This is a genomic window from Streptomyces sp. IBSBF 3136 (genome assembly GCF_036815105.1).
Taxonomy (GTDB): domain Bacteria; phylum Actinomycetota; class Actinomycetes; order Streptomycetales; family Streptomycetaceae; genus Streptomyces.
This window is the reverse complement of sequence record NZ_JAJSZC010000120.1, coordinates 1-17132: the sequence shown is the minus strand read 5'-3', so window position 1 is coordinate 17132 and position 17132 is coordinate 1. Positions and strand designations below refer to the sequence as shown.

Genomic DNA, 17132 nt, shown 5'->3' with positions numbered 1-17132 from the left:
ACCCCTTCGATGTCCACTGCCGAGACGCCGGCCTGCCCCGCCGGCCCCGCCCGCCGCTCCTTCGTGCGGACCGCGCTGGGGGCGTCGGCCGCGGGCGCGGCGCTGGCCGGCGGCGGCTTCGCGCTCGGCGAGAGCGGCGGCACCGCCCGGGCCGCCGGCGCGGCCACGGACGGCGCGGCGAAGGTGCCCTTCCACGGCGTCCACCAGGCCGGCATCGTCACCCCGGCCCCGGCCGCCGCGACCTTCGTCTCCCTCGACGTCATCGCCGACGACCGCAAGGGCCTCACCGACCTGCTGCGGACCATCACCGAGCGGGCCCGCTTCCTCACCTCCGGCGGCACCCCCACCGACCTCGGCGTCGGCGCGCCGCCCTCCGACAACGGCATCCTCGGCCCCGAGGTCCCCGCGGACTCCCTGACCGTCACCGTAGGCGTCGGCGCCTCCCTCTTCGACGACCGCTACGGGCTCGCCGGGGCCAGGCCCGCCCGGCTCACCGCGATGCGCACCTTCCCCAACGACGACCTCGACCCGGCCGAGTGCCACGGCGACCTGTCCCTGCAACTGTGCGCCGGCAGCCAGGACACCGTGCTGCACGCCCTGCGTGACATAGCCCGGCACACCCGGGGCGCCATGCAGATCAAGTGGCGCGTCGACGGCTTCCAGAACGCCCCGCGCCCCACCGGCGCCCAGCGCAACCTGCTCGGTTTCAAGGACGGCATCGCCAACCCCGACGTCGGCTCGGCCCGCGAGACGAACCGGCTCATCTGGGTCGGCGACGGCCAGGGCGAGCCGGCCTGGGCCACCGGCGGCAGCTACCAGGTGGTGCGGATCATCCGGATGCTCGTGGAGTTCTGGGACCGGGTGTCGCTGACCGAGCAGGAGAAGATGTTCGGCCGCCGCAAGGACACCGGCGCACCGCTCGACGGCGCCAGGGAGACCGACGTCCCCGACTACGCCAAGGACCCGCACGGCACCGCCATTCCGCTGGACGCGCACATCCGCAAGGCCAACCCGCGCACCGCCGGAACCGACGACTCCCGCATCCTGCGCCGCGGCTACAACTACGACCGGGGCGTGGACAAGGTGGGCAACCTCGACATGGGCCTGGTCTTCTGCTGCTACCAGCAGGACGTCAGGCGCCAGTTCGAGGCCGTGCAGACCCGGCTGATCGACGAACCGCTCGTCGACTACATCTCGCCGACGGGCGGTGGCTACTTCTTCGCCCTGCCCGGGGTGCGGGACGCGAAGGACTGGCTCGGCAGGGGCCTGCTGTCCGCCTGACCGCCCGACGAGGGAATTCGGGACACTTCCCGCCAAGTCCCGCCACATCACGGCAGACGGGCCGCGCGCCACGGCGGAGCTGAGCGAAGGTCACGAAAATGTATCGGGCATATCACCCACCAACCTTCACAGCGGCCCCACGACTTGGCTAGCGTTCCGGCCAGGTCGTGCGACCACCACCGGCGAACGTCGCCGGGCCGCGCGGCCTCCGCCGAGTCCGGCGCGCCCGCGGGCGACCGGAGCCGGGGACCCACCGACCTCGGGGTGAATCGGCCCGGCTCCCTTCGCGGGAGCGGGCCGTAGGGCAACCCTTCCGAACCACCCGCCCGAACCCGACAGCTAACCCGGTAGGCGGAACACGGAAGGAGTCGCCTGCATTGGCGTCGCACCGCAAGTCCCGCCCCACGGGCACCCGGGTGTCCGGCATACGCACCCCCGTCCTCGCCACAGCCGCCCTCACCTCCGTGGCGCTGCTGTCCCAGACCGCCGAGGCCACCCCCTCCGCCGACGGCAGGCCGAGCGTGGAGGAGGTGCAGAAGAAGGTCGACGACCTGTACCGCCAGGCCGAGTCCGCGACCGGGAAGTACGACGCGGCCAAGGAGCGGACCGCCGAGGAACGCAAACGCGTCGACACCCTGCTCGACGACGTGGCCAAGCGCACGGCCACCCTCAACACGGCACGCGAGGAACTGGGTTCGTTCGCCGCGGCCCAGTACCGGACCGGGGCCGTCACCCCCGGCACCGCGACCTTCCTGCTCGCGGACTCCCCGCAGGACTACTTCGACCGGACGCAGCTGATGAACCGGCTGACCTCGCGCCAGAAGGGCATGGTGGACGACTACGTCACCGCGCAGGCCGCCACCCTGAAGACGCGCCGCAAGGCCGTCACGAGCCTCAAGTCGCTCACCCGGTCGCAGAACGACCTGAAGACGGCCAAGTCCACCGTCCAGGAGAAGCTGTCCGCCGCACGCAAGCTGCTGTCCACGCTCACGGCGCAGGAGAAGGAACGCCTCGCGGCGATCGAGCGGCAGAAGCGGCAGGAGGCCGCGCGCAAGGCGGCGGAACTCGCCAGGAAGCAGGCCGCGGCCGCGCAGGCGGCGAAGCAGCAGGGCCCCAGCACGTCCTCGGGCTCGTCGTCGGACTCCGGTTCCGGCACGTCCTCGGGCTCCTCCTCCGGCTCGGGCACCTCCACCTCGGACAGCACGTACGCGGCCAAGGCCGCCAAGGCGCTCGACTTCGCCCGCGCACAGATCGGCAAGCCCTACGTCTGGGGCGCGACCGGGCCCGGCTCGTACGACTGCTCCGGACTCACCTCGGCCGCCTGGAAGGCCGCGGGCGTCACCCTGCCGCGCACCACCTACGACCAGGTCGACGCCGGCACCACGGTGTCCCTGACCGACGCCCAGCCCGGCGACCTCGTCTTCTTCTACGACGACATCAGCCACGTCGGCATCTACATCGGCAACGGCATGATGATCCACGCCCCCAAGCCGGGTGCCTACGTCCGTGAGGAGTCCATCTACTACGGCGGCGCGTCGATCATCCACAGCGTGGTCCGCCCGGCCTGAGGTCCCCTTCGACGCCCGGGGCCGGCCGCCGTCACCCCCGTATCCCCAACTCCTCCCGCCACTTGATCAGCTGGCGGGTCGGATCGCCCGTGTACGACCAGGGGGTCCGGGTGGCGCGCCGGCCCAGCAGGCGCAGTACGTCCGCCGCGACGTCCGGCGTGCCGGCCAGACAGGCCGCGTGCGCCAGCTGGTTGAGGTCGCGCAGCTCGGTGGGGGCCACCTCGCCGTCCGGACGGACCCGCACCCAGCGCTCCCAGGTGCGCCGCACGTCGTTGACGGCACTGTCGTGGTCCCAGTGCCGGCCGACACCGACCGCGCCGCGCATCCCGTGGGCGCCGTCCAGGACGTAGCGGTACTCCTCCACCCGGGCGTACTGCACCAGCACCGGCAGCGGGCAGCCGGGCGGCGCCACCCCGGCCGCGTCCCGGGCGAAGTCGTACATCAGGCCGTGCGTGCCGTGCCAGCGGGCCGAGTAGTAGTGCAGCACCTGGAGGTGGCCCTCCGTGCTGTACGGGTCCCGGCGGTGCAACTCGTCCCACCAGCGGGCCAGTTCGCGACGCCGTACCCCGCTCGGGTACAGCCGGGCGACCGAGATCAGCGACACCCACGGCGTCGGGTCCTCGGGGCAGGCGTCGGTGGCGCGCAGAGAGGCCAGGACCGCGCCGTCGACGCGGTCGCGGTCGATCGGCACCCCCCGTCCGGCCGTGATGGCCAGGTGGAACGCCCGGGCGGTCTCCGTGGCCGCGCGCAGCACCAGCGCGTCCCCGCTGCCGGGTTCGGCGGCCAGCCACGACTCCACCGTCGAACTGCCCGCGCAGGCCTGCGCCAGCAGCCGGACCCGGTGGCCGCGCAGCGTCCAATCGGTGCCCGTCGCCCACAGCAGATCCCTGAGGCCCTGCCAGCGGCCGATGACGATGTCCTGCCGGGCGGAGGTGAGTGGCGCGTCCCCGCAGGCGGGGTCGTACTCGGGGGTGAAACGGTCGCGTGCCATGGGTGTCTCCCTCAGAAGTCGGTGGGGAGACCCTCGTGCAGGCGGGACGGCACCCCCGCGCCGCCGGGCAGGTAGTCCGCCGCCACGGTGCGCGTCGCGTCCAGCTTCGCGGGCCGGTAGTAGCCGCTGCCCCGCCGCCAGTACCAGAGCATCGGGACCAGCCCCACGGCCAGTCCGCCGATGCCGATCGCGATCGCCGCGCCGCTCAGCTCGCCCAGCGACTCGACGAGGATCCAGAACATGAACACCGAGCCGAGCAGCGGCCACAGCCCGTCGAGCACGAAACCGGACACCGACCGCAGCAGCGTCCTGCGGTAGGCGACGACCACGGCGAGGCCGGCCAGGCCGTAGTAGACGGCGATCTGCAGACCGATCGCCGAGATCGCGTCCGAGAGGATCTCACCCACCGAACCGAGCGCGTTGGAGGCGATGAACATGGCCAGCGCCACCGCGCCGACCACCACGATCGCCACCCACGGCGTGTTCCAGGTGCGGTGCACCCGGCCCAACGCGGCCGGCATCGTACGATCCCGGCCCATCGCGAACAGCGAGCGCGTGACCTGGATCAGCGTGGTCTCCAGCGTGGCGACGGTGGACAGCATCACCGACACCACGAGCAGCCTGCCGCCCCAGCCGGGCCAGATCTCCTCACCCAGCACCGCGAGCACGTCGGCGTCGTTCTCCGTGATCTGCCGCGAGGTCAGGACCACGTTCACCGCGATCGTGAACACCTCGAAGAGCACGAAGACGACGCCGACACCGACCAGCCCGGCGAGCCCCGTCGTACGACGGCTGTCACGGGTCTCCTCGCTGAGGTTGCTGGTGACGTCCCAGCCCCAGTAGTAGAAGGTGGCGAGCAGCGCGCCCGACGCGAACCCGCTCAGGCCGTCGAAGTGGGAGAAGCCCAGCCAGGACCAGTCGAAGGCGCGGGCGTCGTGCGTGTGGAGGAGGGCGAGCACCGCGAACAGCGCCAGGATGCCCAGCTCCACACCGGACATCAGCAACTGGGCGCGGACGGTGAGTCGTGCGCCGCCGAGCACCACGCCCAGCATCACGAGGAACCACAGGGAGCCGACCACCGTGGACAGGGCCGTGTCGTCCGCGAGGCGGTCGTCGAACAGGGCGAGCGTCATCGACCCGGCCGGCAGCGAGCCGGCCACCATGAAGATGGTCGCCGAGATCACCAGCGCCCAGCCGCTGACGAAGCCCAGGAACGGGTGAAGGGTGCGGCCCACCCACGAGTAGCTGGCGCCCGCGTTCACGTCGATCCGGCTGAGGCGGCTGAACGCCAGGGCGATGCCCAGCATGGGTATCGCGCAGTACAGCAGGGCGGCCGGGCCGGCCGGCCCCACCGTGCCGAAGAGGACGGCGGTGGTCGCGGCGATCGAGTACGCCGGCGCGCTGCCGGCGACCGCCATCACCACGGTGTCGAAGGTGCCGAGGACGTTGGCCTGCAGTCCTCTGCCCCTGTTGTCGCTCATGGTCGTGCCGCTTTCCGGTCGTGCACGGCGCACGGGCGGCCGGCCCGTCGCGTACAGGTGGGGGGTGTGGCCGCCTCGGCCCGGAGGAGGGATGGCCTCGGGACGGCCGAGCCGGCCGGGCGCGGAAGCGGTGGGGCGCGGGGGTGGTGGGAACCGTGCTGCCGAGCGTCGGCGAACGGTCACGGTGTGTGGGTGTGATGATAGCGGCACCCGTTGACCTTTCAAGATGACCAACCGGTAATCGGTGCTGACCAGTTCGGATGCCGACGGGTTCCTGCCCGGATGCCGGCGGGTTAGAGACGCGGCGCACGGGAAACGCGGTCCGGGACCGAGCGCGCGCCGAGAAGGAGGCGACGATGAGCGACCAGCAGGGCGAGCAGTCACCGATGGCGGACGACGCCTATCAGCCCACCGGAACCAACGAGGAACAGGAGGACGCGGGGCCCCTGGACCTCCAGGACGCGGTCGACGAGCGCGGCTACGACGACATCCTCGACGAGGGCTACTCCCCGCCGGAGCGCCCCCTCGGCGTCACCAAGCACGGCACGACCGCCGCCGAACAGCGCGAGGGCGAGACGCTGGACGAGCGGCTCGGCCAGGAGGTGCCGGACGTGGCGGCACCGCCCGGCGACGGGATCGGCGACCTGCCGGGCGGCACCGGCGAACCGGTCGACCCGCAGGCGGGCGCGGAACGCGCGGGCCGCCTGGTCGCCCCCGACGAAGGGGCGCACACCGACCGGACCAAGGAGGAGGTCGCCGCCGACGTCGGGATCGACGGGGGAGCGGCGGGAGCCGAGGAGGCGGCCGTGCACGTCATCGAGGAGCCGGAGCCCGGGACCCTCTAGGTGGGGGGGGGGGGGGGGGGGGGGGGGGGGGGGGGGGGGGGGGGGGGGGGGGGGGGGGGGGGGGNCCCCCCCCCCCCCCCCCCCCCCCCCCCCCCCCCCCCCCCCCCCCCCCCCCCGGGCGCCCACCTCCGGCCGGCCCGCGAGGCGCGGAACGGACCGGCTCGTCAGTCGCCCATGTGGTCCAGCTGGCGCAGCCGGTTCGTCGCGTCCAGGGCCGCCACCTTGTACGACTCCGCCAGCGTCGGGTAGTTGAACACCGCGTCGACGAGATAGTCCACGGTGCCGCCGCAGCCCATCACCGACTGGCCGATGTGGATCAGCTCGGTGGCGCCCGACCCGAAGCAGTGCACGCCCAGCAGGGTCCGGTCGCGAGGGGAGACCAGCAGCTTGAGCATGCCGTGCGAGTCACCGATGATCTGGCCCCGGGCCAGCTCCCGGTAGCGGGCGACGCCCACCTCGAACGGCACGCTGTCCTCGGTGAGTTGATCCTCGGTCCGGCCGACGAAACTGATCTCCGGGATGGTGTAGATGCCGATCGGCTGGAGCTGGTGCATCCGCCCGGCCGGTTCCCCGCACGCGTGGTAGGCGGCCGCCCGGCCCTGCTCCATGGAGGTCGCCGCGAGGGCCGGGAAGCCGATGACGTCCCCGACGGCGTAGATGTGCGGCACCTCGGTGCGGTAATGCTCGTCCACCCGGATCCGGCCGCGGGCGTCGGCCGTCAGACCCGCCTCGGCCAGGTCGAGACCCGCCGTCAGGCCCTGCCGGCCCGCCGAGTACATCACCGTGTCGGCGGGTATCTTCTTGCCGCTCTCCAGCACCGTGAGCGTGCCCCGGGCGTGGCGTTCGACGGCCGCGACGGTCTCCCCGAACCGGAAGGTGACGGCCAGGTCCCGCAGGTGGTACTTGAGCGACTCCACGATCTCGACGTCGCACAGGTCCAGCATCCCGGGCCGTTTCTCCACGACCGTCACCTTGCTGCCGAGCGCGGCGAACATCGAGGCGTACTCCATGCCGATCACCCCGGCGCCCACGATCACCATGGACCGCGGCACCCGCTCCAGCGAGAGCACGTTGTCCGAGTCCATGATGGTCCGCCCGTCGAACTCCACGCTGTCCGGCCTGGCCGGCCGGGTGCCGGTGGCGATGACGATGTGCTCGGCGCTCAGCAGCCGTTCCTGACCGGTGGCCTCCTCGCGCAGCGCGACGGTGTGCGGATCGGTGAACCGGCCCGTGCCCGCGTACACGGCCACCTGGTTGCGGGCCAGCTGGCTGCGGACGACGTCCACCTCGCGGCCGACCACGTGCCGGGTGCGCGCGGTCAGGTCGGCGACGGTGATGTCCTCCTTGAGCCGGTAGCTCTGCCCGTACAGGTCTCGCTGGGTGAGGCCGGTCAGGTACAGCACGGCCTCGCGCAGGGTCTTGGAGGGGATGGTGCCGGTGTGCAGGGAGACCCCGCCGAGCATGTCGGGGCGGTCGACGACGGCGACCCGGCGGCCGAGCTTGGCCGCGGCGATGGCGGCCTTCTGCCCGCCGGGTCCGGATCCGATGACGAGCATGTCGAAGTCGGGCATCCTCCGGAGTCTGGCAGCCGCCCGGGGCCACGCGGAAGTCCCGCGACACCGCTACCCGGATCCCGGTGATGCGGCCGTTGACGAGACGGCCCGCCAGACGTGACATCCGGGCAGGCGCCGACTTCCGGGCGGACGTCAGCGCCGGGCGGGCGTGCCCGGCGCGACCGGTGCGCACGCCCCTGCCCGGCGCCTGACCGCCGGTGTCCCTGATGCTTCCCGGAACGCCCTAGGGCAGCAGCTTCTCGATGGCCGCCTGACCCTCGGCCTCCATCTTGCGGCGCGCCCAGTCGAGGTTCGCCGGGGTGACGTCCCTGCCCGTCGCCATCACCAGATCCTCCGGGGTGAGATCCCGGGGAGCGGAGTGGAGCAGGGCGTCCGGGGTGCAGTGGTCGTCGGACGACCGGGACCCTTCGGGTGTGGATGTCGACATGATGCCTCCTCCTCGGTCCGGATGACCGCATCCGTGCCGGTGCCGCCGAACGGGGCACCCTCTCACCATTCACCGCCTGCGCGCACCCTGCATGTCGAAGGGTCCGCGGCGGCGGGTGCAGGGCGCCTTCCCACCGCGCGACGATGCACTCCCCCGTAAGCTGGAAATCCGCCCGAAAGCGGGAGAACGGCAGCACCACCCCACCGGGGAGGCCGGACCGATGGCCGACACGCCCTTCCAGCAGGACTCCTCCCGAAGGCCCCGCTACCTGCCGATCGCCGAGCACGGCCTGATCGGCGACCTGCGCAGTGTCGCCCTGGTCGGCACCGACGGCACGATCGACTGGTACTGCTGCCCGTCGTTCGACGACCCCAGTGTCTTCGCGGCGATCCTGGACGCCGAACGCGGCGGCCGCTTCGAGCTGGCCGCCGCCGTCCCCGCGCGCACCAAGCAGTTCTACTTCCCGGACACCAACGTGCTGATCACCCGCTTCTTCACCGAGGAGGGCGTGGGGGAGGTGCAGGACTTCATGCCGGTCACCGGGGACGGCGTCGACGGCCCCGGCAACGGCCGGCACCGGCTGATCCGGCGCGTGGTGTGCGTGCGCGGCACCGTGCCCTTCCGGGCCCTGATCGCACCCCGCTTCAACTACGGCGCCGACCCGCACACCCTGCGCTCCCTGGACGGCCTGCTCGTGTTCGAGTCCGCGCAGCGGTCCCTGGCCCTCACCTCCACCGTCACCGTGGAGTGCGGCGACCGGGACGCGTGCGCCGACTTCAAGCTGAGCGAGGGCGAGACGGCGGTCTTCGCGCTCGACCAGCTCGGCGCCGCCGTGGCACCCCGCGGCTGCGCCCGCGCCGAGGCGGAACACGAGTTCAACGCGACCGTCGCCTACTGGCGCCGCTGGCTGCACCAGTCCCGCTACCGGGGCCGCTGGCGCGAGATGGTGCACCGCTCGGCCCTCACCCTGAAGCTGCTCACCTACGCCCCGACCGGCGCGATCGTCGCCGCGCCGACCACAAGCCTGCCCGAGCAGCTCGGCGGCGAGCGCAACTGGGACTACCGCTACGTATGGGTCCGTGACGCCGCCTTCGCCGTCTACGCGCTGCTCAGGCTCGGCTTCAGCAGCGAGGCCCAGGAGTTCATGCGGTTCGTCACCACGCACATCACCCCCGGCTGCGGGGACGGCTCGGGCCCGCTGCAGATCATGTACGGCATCGACGGGCGCACCGAGCTGCCCGAACGCGAACTGCCCCATCTGGAGGGCCACCTCGGCTCCGCCCCGGTCCGCGTCGGGAACGCCGCAGCCGACCAGCTCCAGCTGGACATCTACGGCGCCCTGATCGACTCCGTCTACCTCTACGACAAGTGGGCCGAGCCCATCCCGAGCGGCCAGTGGGACGACGTCTGCCACCTCGTCGACTGGGTCTGCGACCACTGGGACCAGCCCGACGAGGGCGTGTGGGAGACCCGGGGCGGCCGCCGGAACTTCCTGTACTCACGGCTGATGTGCTGGGTGGCGATCGAACGGGCCATCCGCCTGGCCAACCGGCGCGGCCTGCCCGCCGACCTGCCCCGCTGGCAGGGGAGCCGCGACGAGATCTACCGGCGGATCATGCGACGCGGGTGGTCGGAGCGCCGTGGGGCCTTCGTCCAGCACGAGGGCGCCGACGTGCTCGACGCCTCCGTGCTGATGATGCCGCTCGCCAAGTTCATCGCGCCGACCGACCCCAAGTGGCTGTCCACCCTCGACGCCCTGACCGAGGACCTGGTCTCCGACTCGCTCGTCTACCGGTACGACCCGCAGGCCAGCCCCGACGGGCTGCGCGGCGACGAGGGGACCTTCTCCATCTGCTCCTTCTGGTACGTCGAGGCGCTGGTCCGGGCCGGCCGGCTCGACGAGGCCCGGCTCGCCTTCGAGAAGATGCTCACCTACGCCAACCACCTCGGCCTGTACGCCGAGGAGATCGGGCGCACCGGCGAGCAGCAGGGCAACTTCCCGCAGGCGTTCACCCACCTGTCCCTCATCAGCGCCGCCTTCAACCTCGACCGGGCCCTCGGCTGACCAGTTCGGGGTGTTTTCATCCTGTGTGTCCATGTGTGGCATGGGTACCCGGGGGTTTCCGAAGGCCGTACGACACAGGGTTCGACGGAAGGGAGAGACTCCGTATGACCAGCACCAGCGAGACCGGTGACGTCACCGGCACGCGCGACAAGAACTACGACCTGATCTGGTACGTCGAGGCGTGCCTGGACAACGCCCTGCGCCTGGAGACGTACATCCAGGACGCCGAACGCGAGCATGACACCGAGCTCGTGGACCTCTTCCACAAGGCGCAGTCCGACAGCCGCAAGGGCGCCGAGATGGGGAAGCACCTGCTGCGTGAGCGGCTGAGCGGCTGACCTTCCCGGTCCTGCGACCGGGAACCCGGCACGGGCCCGGCGTACCCCCGGCGGGTGGGGCCGCCGCCGAGCCATGCGTCCTGACGGCCATGGTTCGTGCGGAGGCCACCCCACGGCGGTCCGCCGGGCCCTCGCCGCGCCGGTCGCCGGAGGAAGGGCGCCGTACCGGTAGCTGGGGAGAAGGTGCGCCCGGAACGCTCAGGGCAGCGCCTGCTCCGCCCAGATGACCTTGCCGTTCGGCGTGTACCGGGTGCCCCAGCGGTCCGCGAGCTGCGCCACCAGAAACAGGCCCCGGCCGCCCTCGTCGGTGCTCGCCGCGTAGCGCAGATGCGGCGAGGTCGTGCTGCGGTCGGAGACCTCGCAGATCAGCGTCCGGTCGCGCAGCAGTCGTACCCCGATCGGCGCCCGCCCGTGCCGCATCGCGTTGGTGACCAGCTCGCTCAGGACCAGCTCGGTGGTGAACGACAGCTCCTCCAGCCCCCAGTCCGTGAGCTGCCGGACGACCGAGGCCCGGATCCCGGAGACGGCCGCGGGGTCCGGCGGCACCTGCCACTCGGCGACCCGGTCCGGGCCCAGGACGCGGGTACGGGCCACGAGCAGCGCCACATCGTCGCTGGGCCGGTCCGGCAGCACGTCGAGCACGGCCCGGCAGGTCTCCTCGGGAGAGGCGCCGGGCACCCGGCCGAGAGCCTCGCTCAGCAGCGCGAGCCCGTCGTCGATGTCCCGGTCCCGGTCCTCCACCAGACCGTCGGTGTAGAGCACCAGCCGGCTGCCCTCCGCCAGCTCCAGATCGGCCGTCTCGAACGGCAGCCCGCCCAGGCCGAGCGGGGGACCGGCGGGCACCTCCGGGAACTCCACCGTGCCGTCCGGCCGCACCAGCGCGGGCGGCGGATGACCGGCACGGGCGACCGTGCAGTGCCGCGAGACGGGGTCGTACACCGCGTACAGGCAGGTCGCCCCGGTGACCGCGGCCGCACCGTCGGACGGGGTCTCGTCCTGGTCGATCCGGCCCACCAACTCGTCCAGCAGCCCGAGCAGTTCGTCCGGCGGCAGATCGAGCGAGGAGAAGTTGTGCACCGCCGTACGCAGCCGTCCCATGGTCGCCGCCGCGTGCAGCCCGTGCCCCACCACGTCCCCCACCACGAGGGCCACCCGGAGACCCGACAGCGGCAGCACGTCGAACCAGTCGCCGCCCACCCCCGCCTGCGCCGGCAGATAGCGGTAGGCGATCTCCAGGGCGCCCTGCTCGGGCAGGGTACGCGGCAGCAGACTGCGCTGCAGGGTCACCGCCAGGCTGTGCTCACGCGTGTAGCGGCGGGCGTTGTCGATCGACACGGCGGCCCGCGCGACCAGCTCCTCGGCGAGCTCCAGCTCCTCCGCGTCGAACGGCTGCGGCTTCTGCGAACGCCAGAAGTTGGCAAGACCGAGGACCAGGTTGCCCGCCCGCAGCGGCACGGTGATCAGCGAGTGGATGCCGTAGGCCACCACCCGGCCGGTGCGCTCCAGGTCCTGCGCGCGCCAGCCCGGCGCCTCGCGCAGCACCGGCTCCACCACCGACTGCCCGGTGATCAGGCTCCGGGCCTGCGGTGAGGTCGCCACGAACCGGATGCGCTCGCCCACCGGATACAGCGGAGCGTCCTCACGTATGCCGCTGCACGCCGCCCGCCGCAGCGCGGTCCCCGGCTTGGGCTCCTCGCCGTTCAGCACCGCGTCGAACAGGTCCACGGTGGCGAAGTCGGCGAACCTGGGCACGGCCAGCTGGGCCAGCTCGCCCGCCGTCCGGGTCACGTCCAGGCTGGTGCCGATGCCCACACCGGCGTCGTACAGCATGTTCAGCCGCTCGCGCGCCACCTCCGCACGGCCCGACAGGGCGCGCAGTTCCGTGGAGTCGCGCAGCGTCGTGACGCTGCCGGGCGGACCACCGCGCAGGTCGGTGGGGCGCTGGTTGACGGCCAGCAGCCGGTCCTTGACCAGGTGCACCTCGTCCGTGGCGACCCGCCCCGAGTCGAGCAGCTCGGCCGTCTCCTCGTCGAGCCCCAGCTCCCGGACATGCCGCTGCTCGGCGTCCTCGGGCAGGTCGAGCAGCCGGTGCGCCTCGTCGTTGGCGAGCAGCAGCCGGCCGTCGCCGCCGACGATGAGCACACCCTCCCGGACGGCGTGCAGCACCGCGTCGTGGTGCTCGTACATCCGGGTCATCTCGGACGGCCCGAGGCCGTGCGTCTGGCGCAGCAGCCGTCTGCTGACCAGGGCCGTGCCGCCGGTGGCCAGCACGAGCGCCGCCGCGGCCGCCGCGAGCAGCAGCGGGAGCTGGCGGTCGGCCGCCCCGCCCACGTGCTTGGTGGTGATGCCGGTGGACACCAGGCCCACCACCGTGCCGCTCGCGTCCTTCACCGGCACCACCGCCTGGACGAGCGGACCGATCGTGCCGTTGACCTCCTCCACCACCGTGCCACCGGCCAGGGCCGGCCCGATCGTCCCGACGAACTTCTTGCCGATGCGGTCCGGCTTGGGGTGCGTGTAGCGGATGCCCTGGGTGTTCATCACGACGATGAAGTCCACACCGGTCGCCTTGCGGGCGGCCTCGGCCTTGGGCTGCAGGATCGCCGTCGGGTCGGGGGCGCGCAGCGCGGCCGCCGTGCCCGGCGCGTTGGCGAACGCCTGGGCGACCGCGACCGAGCGGTTGCGGGCCTCCCGGTTGATGTCGTGCCGCACCTGGAGGACCTGCGCGACCAGGGCCGACACCACGAGCAGCAGCACGATCACCACCTGGAGCAGGAAGACCTGCCCGGCCAGGCTGCGCCGCACCACCCCGCGCCGGCCGTCGTCGCCCGCCCTGCTCTCCGGCCGCGGGCTCAGCGGTGCGCGCGGGGGCCCGAGAGGACGGTGCGGCCTCGTCTCGGGCCGGCCGGGCAGTCGGACCATGAGCCCATGTCTACACTGCCCGGCCCCGTCAGGCGAGACCGTCGCACGCGATGACGGTCCCCGGTCCCGGCGGCGTTCCCAGGTCATCGGACGGGCGCGCGGCGGCGGGTGGCGAGCAGCAGGGCCACGTCGTCGGGGCGGTCGGCGGCGTCCCGGGCGCCCGCGGTGAGCCGGTCCGCGACCCCGGCGAGCGACCGCCCGCCCCGGCGCCCGGCGACCGCCCCGGCCTTCGCCAGCGCCTGCGCGAGCGCGGTGATGCCCTCGTCGATGTCGGCGCCGGGCCGCTCCACCAGGCCGTCGGTGTAGAGGGCGAGGATCGCGTCCGGTTCCAGCAGCAGCTCCGTCACCGGGTACTGGGCGCGCAGGTCCACCCCCAGGACGACACCGCCCGGTATCTCCAGCACCCGGGTGTGCCCGTCCGGGCAGCGCAGCAGCGGTGGCGGATGTCCGGCCCGGGCCACCAGGGCCCGCCCGGTGGCCGGGTCGAGGCGCAGGTAGCAGCAGCTCGCGAACTGTCCCGGATCCAGGTCGATGAGCAGGCGGTTGGTACCGCTCAGCACCTCGTCGGGCGGCCGGTCGCCGAGCGCGAAGGCCCGCACGGCGCTGCGCAGCTGGCCCATGGTGGCCGCCGCCTGCACCCCGTGCCCCTGCACGTCGCCGATGACCAGGGCCAGCCCGTCGCCCGCCTCGACGACGTCGTACCAGTCCCCGCCCACGTCCAGGCCCTGGGTGCCCGGCAGGTAGCGGCCCGCCGTCTCCACCCCCGGGTGCGCCGACAGCCGCCGGGGCAGCAGGGCCTGCTGCAGACCGCGGGCGAGCGCGGCCTCGCTGTCGTAGCGCTGCGCCCGCTCCATGGCGTGCGCGATCAGCCCGGCGAGCGCGGTGAGGACCGTACGCTCCTCCGTGCTGAAGCCGCGCGACCGGTCGAAGCCGAGGATGCAGGAGCCGACCGGCCGGCCGGAGGCGATCAGCGGCAGGAAGGCGCGGGCGCCCTCCTCGGCGTCCAGCGGAATGCCCGGGTAGGTCGCGGCGAGCTGCCGCATCGACTCGAAGAACAGCGGCCGCCCGCTGGTCAGGGTCTCCACCCCGGGCAGGCGCGCGTGCAGGCCGACGCCCTCGAAGGGGGAGAGGAAGTCCTGCGGGAAGCCCGTCTCCCAGGCCAGGTACAGGTGCCGCTCCTGGAGCAGGTAGATCGCCAGGCGGCGGCCACCGAACGCGGGCAGCAGCTCCTGCGTCACGACCGCCGACACCTGACGGGCGGTCACCGCGTCCGTCAGCGCGATGGCGAGCGCGATCGGCCGGTACAGCGGCGTCAGCGGCGGTTCCCCGGCGCCCGCGCCCTCGGGGAGGTGCAGCGCGGCCACGGCCGGGCCGTCGGGTGCGGCCTCCCCGGGCGCGTCCATCCGGCCGGCCGGTACGAGCGTGCAGGTGAGGATGTCCGCGCCGGGGTGCACGGACAGCGCGAGCCAGTCGCCCTCCCCGGGCCCGGCCCCCTCCGCGTGCGGCCGCCGGACATGGACGTGCGCCGGCTCATGGGACAGCAGTACACCGCGCAGATGGTCGTCGTACGGCGGCCCGGTCAGCCACGGCATCGCCTCCCACAGCGGCCGGCCCAGCAGCCGGGACCGCTCGACGCCCGCCATCCGGGCCGCGGCCTCGTTGACGTACACGATCAGGCCGAGCCGGTCCAGGCAGAACACCCCCTGCGGCAGCAGGTCGGCCGCGCCGTCCGCCGACGCGGCCGGACCGGGGTCGAGGACGACCCCGGAGACGGGGGCCGTCTCGTCGCCGGCCGCGCCCGGGCACACGTCGAGCAGCAGGGGAGCGCCGTCCCCGGACCGCAGGCGCAGCGGCGAGGCCGGCGGCTTCCCGTCGGCGGTCTCGCGCAGCACCGCCACGATCCGGTGGGCTTCGGCCGGGGACAGGGCGTCCGCGAGCGCCGGGGCGGTGCCCGCGAACTCCCCGGGCCGCAGTCCCAGCAGCGCGTGCAGCCGGTCGTCCGCGCGCACCGCCGAGGTCGCCGGGTCCCAGGTGAACCGGCCCACGCGGGCCTCCGCCGGCCCCACCGCGGGCGGCCGCACGCACAGCGGTTCCCCGTCCCAGGCGACCGTCGTCTCGTCTCCGTCGGCGAGCCCGAGCAGCTCGGCGCCAAGACCCTCGGCGAGCCGCGCGAGCAGTTCCGGGTCGAGCAGTTCGTCCACGGTGTCGGAGGTGGCGGGGCGCAGCACCGTGAGGACACCCAGGGGTTCGAGGCCGCCCGGCACGGGCACGTGCATCGACCCGAACGGGAAGGGCAGCCCGGCCGCGAACTGCGGGTAGCGGCGCACCGTCTCCGTGGCGTTCGGTAGCACGACCTGGACGCCGAGCCGGTAGGCGTCGGCCACCGGGAAGGGCCGGCCCACGTGCAGCCGCCACCAGGGCCGGAACAGCGGGCCCGGCAGCCCGGCGAGCACCGCGAGGCGCAGCAGCCTCGGGGTGCGGGAGCGCAGGTACACGCCCGCGACACGTCCCCCGGCCGCGCTCAGGGCGCCGGTCGAGGCGTCGACCAGCAGCGCGGCTAGGCGGGCCCGCGTCCGGCCCCCCGGGTCTCCGCTCCCAGCCATGGGCCCTACCTCGTCCCGCAACGCCGGGTGGCTGACACAGCAAGAATGCGCCACCAGAGTGGCAGAACGCACCCGGGCGGGTGAAGACCCCGGACACCGGCTTCCGCACCGACCGACGGGCGGTCCCGCACGGGCGAGCGGACCCGCACGGGCCTGACGGTCCCGCAGGGGCGAGCGGGACCGGCGCCGGCCGCATCCGCGCGAACGGCGACCACACCGCGGGGTCCCCTTCTGGGTCCCCCGCCGCCCGGTGTTCCCACCCCAGGGCCTCACACCTTCGCCGCAGCCAGGTGGCGGGAGCCTCCGCGCACTCCTAGTAATGAAGTCCGTACTGCCGCGCGCCGCACCCGGGGGCGCTGGTGCGGCCGCATCCCCTCCTGGAGCCGAGATGACCACGCCCACTCCGCCCTCCCGACCCGACCACCACGGCGTCATACCGCCCGTACTGTCCGTGGCCGAAACCGGCCCCTCCTCGTCCGATCCCGGGACCCGACCCGAACCGCCCCCACCGCCGACCGGCACCGAGGTGCCGGGCGCCGGGGCGCCGGACCCGGACGGACGCCACGGCGATCCGCTGCAGGGCCTGGTCCACATGGCGGTGGCCGACCGTCCCCTTGAGGATGTCGCCAGGCTGATCACCCTGCTGGAACGCTCGCCCGAACACGCCCGGACCACGGCGGACGCGCTGCGCGCCGCCGGGGTGGACCGGCCCGTGGAGGACGTCTCCCGGCTGGTCGACATCCTCACCCGGCCGCCCCGGGACTCCCGGAGCGCGGACGTCGTGATCCGCGCCGCCGCCGAGTGCCGTCCGCTGGACGAGGTCACCCGGCTGATGGAACTGCTGCACCGCACTCGCGCGGAGCCGCACTGTGTGCGCGCCGCGGTCGAGGCCGTCGCCGTCAACCGTCCGGTCGAGGAACTCGCCGAGCTGATCGCCCGCCTGGCCGCCGACGGGGCGCCACCGGTCTTCGCGGCGCTGCCGGCGCCGCCCGAGGAGGCCGTCGCGGAGCCCGTCGAACCACCGCCCGCCCCCGCCC

At 73.6% G+C, this 17132-nt stretch carries 11 protein-coding genes, 1 pseudogene and 1 riboswitch; of the genes and pseudogenes, 6 read left to right on the top strand and 6 right to left on the bottom strand.

What is annotated here, in order from left to right; genetic code table 11:
* Positions 1-9: 9 nt before the first annotated feature.
* Both efeB and V7E45_RS24050 read left to right on the top strand, forming a co-directional pair.
* Positions 10-1281, top strand: coding sequence for an iron uptake transporter deferrochelatase/peroxidase subunit (efeB, locus tag V7E45_RS24055; RefSeq protein ID WP_333776271.1), 1272 nt, complete (start codon positions 10-12; stop codon positions 1279-1281).
* Positions 1282-1480: 199 nt separating this feature from the next.
* A riboswitch (cyclic di-AMP (ydaO/yuaA leader) is annotated at positions 1481-1650 on the top strand.
* A gap of 8 nt (positions 1651-1658) precedes the next feature.
* Entirely contained in the window at positions 1659-2849 is a 1191-nt protein-coding gene (locus V7E45_RS24050; RefSeq protein ID WP_333776270.1) for a C40 family peptidase, read from the top strand.
* A 31-nt stretch (positions 2850-2880) separates the two neighbouring features.
* Here the strand turns inward: V7E45_RS24050 and V7E45_RS24045 are convergent, their stop codons facing one another.
* Together V7E45_RS24045 and V7E45_RS24040 are read right to left on the bottom strand one after the other, a co-directional pair.
* Positions 2881-3840, bottom strand: coding sequence for a hypothetical protein (locus V7E45_RS24045; protein ID WP_333776269.1), 960 nt, complete (start codon positions 3838-3840; stop codon positions 2881-2883).
* 11 nt (positions 3841-3851) lie between these two features.
* Positions 3852-5321 (bottom strand): APC family permease, encoded by a 1470-nt coding sequence (locus V7E45_RS24040; RefSeq protein WP_333776268.1) that lies wholly within the window; start codon positions 5319-5321, stop codon positions 3852-3854.
* Positions 5322-5677: 356 nt separating this feature from the next.
* Between V7E45_RS24040 and V7E45_RS24035 the strand changes: the two genes are divergently transcribed.
* The gene (locus V7E45_RS24035) at positions 5678-6166 is read left to right on the top strand and encodes a DUF5709 domain-containing protein (protein ID WP_333776267.1); all 489 of its coding nucleotides are present in this window, start codon (positions 5678-5680) and stop codon (positions 6164-6166) included.
* 164 nt (positions 6167-6330) lie between these two features.
* On the opposite strand, the gene sthA is transcribed toward V7E45_RS24035, so the two are convergent.
* Complete coding sequence (sthA, locus tag V7E45_RS24030; RefSeq protein WP_333776266.1) at positions 6331-7737, bottom strand: Si-specific NAD(P)(+) transhydrogenase; 1407 nt, start codon at positions 7735-7737, stop codon at positions 6331-6333.
* 226 nt (positions 7738-7963) lie between these two features.
* Entirely contained in the window at positions 7964-8167 is a 204-nt protein-coding gene (locus V7E45_RS24025) for a hypothetical protein (protein WP_333776265.1), read from the bottom strand.
* A gap of 220 nt (positions 8168-8387) precedes the next feature.
* Between V7E45_RS24025 and V7E45_RS24020 the strand changes: the two genes are divergently transcribed.
* Together V7E45_RS24020 and V7E45_RS24015 are read left to right on the top strand one after the other, a co-directional pair.
* Complete coding sequence (locus V7E45_RS24020) at positions 8388-10232, top strand: glycoside hydrolase family 15 protein (protein ID WP_333776264.1); 1845 nt, start codon at positions 8388-8390, stop codon at positions 10230-10232.
* 104 nt (positions 10233-10336) lie between these two features.
* On the top strand, positions 10337-10570 hold the full coding sequence (locus tag V7E45_RS24015; protein WP_333776263.1) for a hypothetical protein: 234 nt from the start codon (positions 10337-10339) through the stop codon (positions 10568-10570).
* Between the two features lie 198 nt (positions 10571-10768).
* Here V7E45_RS24015 and V7E45_RS24010 read toward each other — a convergent pair whose 3' ends face one another.
* Together V7E45_RS24010 and V7E45_RS24005 are read right to left on the bottom strand one after the other, a co-directional pair.
* Positions 10769-13492: a SpoIIE family protein phosphatase gene (locus V7E45_RS24010; RefSeq protein WP_333776262.1), complete on the bottom strand. Its 2724-nt coding sequence runs from the start codon at positions 13490-13492 to the stop codon at positions 10769-10771.
* 83 nt (positions 13493-13575) lie between these two features.
* Positions 13576-16095 carry a SpoIIE family protein phosphatase gene (locus V7E45_RS24005; RefSeq protein ID WP_333776261.1) on the bottom strand — a complete coding sequence of 840 codons (2520 nt, stop codon included), beginning with the start codon at positions 16093-16095 and terminating at the stop codon, positions 13576-13578.
* A gap of 388 nt (positions 16096-16483) precedes the next feature.
* Here V7E45_RS24005 and V7E45_RS24000 point away from each other — a divergent pair.
* Positions 16484-17132: pseudogene (locus tag V7E45_RS24000) on the top strand (hypothetical protein); the annotation flags it as partial.